Below are 1,658 nucleotides of genomic sequence, written 5' to 3'. Positions count from 1 at the left end.
CAGCCCGCCGCCAACCTGCCCGCCGGCCTCTACCTGGCCCGCTCCGCCGACGGCAAGCACACCATCCGACTCCTGCGAAGCGAGCAATAGCAGGTGCCGGAAGCCGGCAAGCAAGCCAGCGCTTGCCTTTGCCGGCTCCCGGCCCTGCGCCCCCTTCCCAGGTCATGTAGCTCAATCTCTTTCACCCTAACTATTTCACCGATGTTCACACCTCTACGCATACTTGGCGTGGCCCTGCTTGGGCTGTGCCTGGGACTGGCCCGGCCCGCGCAGGCCTCACACGCCCAAGGCGGCGACATTACCTATACTTCCCTCGGTAATAACCAGTACCGGGTGGTAGTGCACCATTTCCGCGACTGCTCGGGCATTCCGGCGCCCACCACCCTGCAGCTTACCTGCCGCCCCAACGGCTGCTCCTCAACGGTGGGCCAGGTTACTGCCGTGATGAACCGCCAGGGCGTGCCCGTGTATGGCAACCAGTACTGCGCCACCCTCTCCGGCGTATGCACGGCCAATGGCCCGGCCAACTACGAGGCCAACACCTTTGTGGCTACCGTAACCCTGCCCCCCGCCCAGGAGTGGGTGCTGAGCACGGAAGAGTGCTGCCGCCCCAGCACGGCCAACCTAGTCAGCCAGGGCAGCTTCCGCTTCGAGGCCGTGCTGCGCAACCAGATTGCCGCCGGCGGGGCCATTCAAACCATTGTCAACACCTCGCCCGTGTCGAGCACGCTGCCCGTGTTCTTTATTCCGTGGAAGCAGACTTCCATCCTCAGCAACAGCGCCTACGATGCCGATGGCGACTCGCTGGTGTACTCGCTCGACCGGCCGCTGGAGAGCTGCAATACGTACTCGACCTACGCCAGCTTTCCCGGCAACAACTGCCAGCCCGCCGTGCTGAGCATCAACCCGCCCTGCGTGCTGAACTGCCCCAGCGGCAGCCAGTCCACGTATTCGGCTACCCTGCCCATTGCCGTCACCAACGACACCATTGGGACCTGCCCGAACAAGACGGTACGGCCCAACTTTGAGTTCGACGCGGCCAGCGGCTCGCTGCGCGTGGTGCCTGCCCTGTATGACTCCGTTTCGGCTTCGGCCGCGGGCCGCAACAAGTACGTGGTGGTCGTGAAAATTACCGAGTACCGCCGCGTCAACGGGCAGATGGTGATGATTGGCTCGGCCCGCCGCGACCTGTTCCTGACCGTATACGACTGCGGCACCAACGTGCCGCCTACTTTCCTGCGCACGGCCACCATGCAGGTGGGCACCAGCGTGGTGACGCAGCCCATCAACCAGATTATTCCCATTCGCTCGGGCGAGCCGGCAATTCTGACCCTTACGGCCACCGACCGCAACCCCAACCAGCTGGTTAACATGGTACTCAGCTACAACGCCGTGCCGGGTGCTTCGCTGCAGATGCTGGGCTCGGGCCAGGCCCGCCTCACCTTTGTGCCCCCGCTGAACATGCGCGACGGCCTGTACCGGGTGGCCGTAACCGCCGAAGACAACGCCTGCCCCATCAAAGGCCAGGAAACGCAGAACATTGCCTTCCGCGTGTTTGGCTCGCCGCTGGCTGGACGCAGCGCCCGCCCGGTGGAGCTGACGGCCGCGCCCAACCCCTTCCGCGAGCAGGTGCAGTTCCAGCTGCCCACGGCCGGCGT

Annotated in this window: 1 pseudogene; it reads left to right on the top strand. The window is 65.0% G+C overall.

The annotated features are described in order from the left end of the window. Positions 1-201: 201 nt before the first annotated feature. A pseudogene (locus tag ABD919_RS13910) lies at positions 202-1,658 on the top strand (hypothetical protein); the annotation flags it as partial.

It is taken from the genome of Hymenobacter saemangeumensis, assembly GCF_039541835.1.
In the GTDB taxonomy this organism is placed as follows: domain Bacteria; phylum Bacteroidota; class Bacteroidia; order Cytophagales; family Hymenobacteraceae; genus Hymenobacter; species Hymenobacter saemangeumensis.
This window is presented reverse-complemented; position numbering and strand designations above follow the sequence as displayed.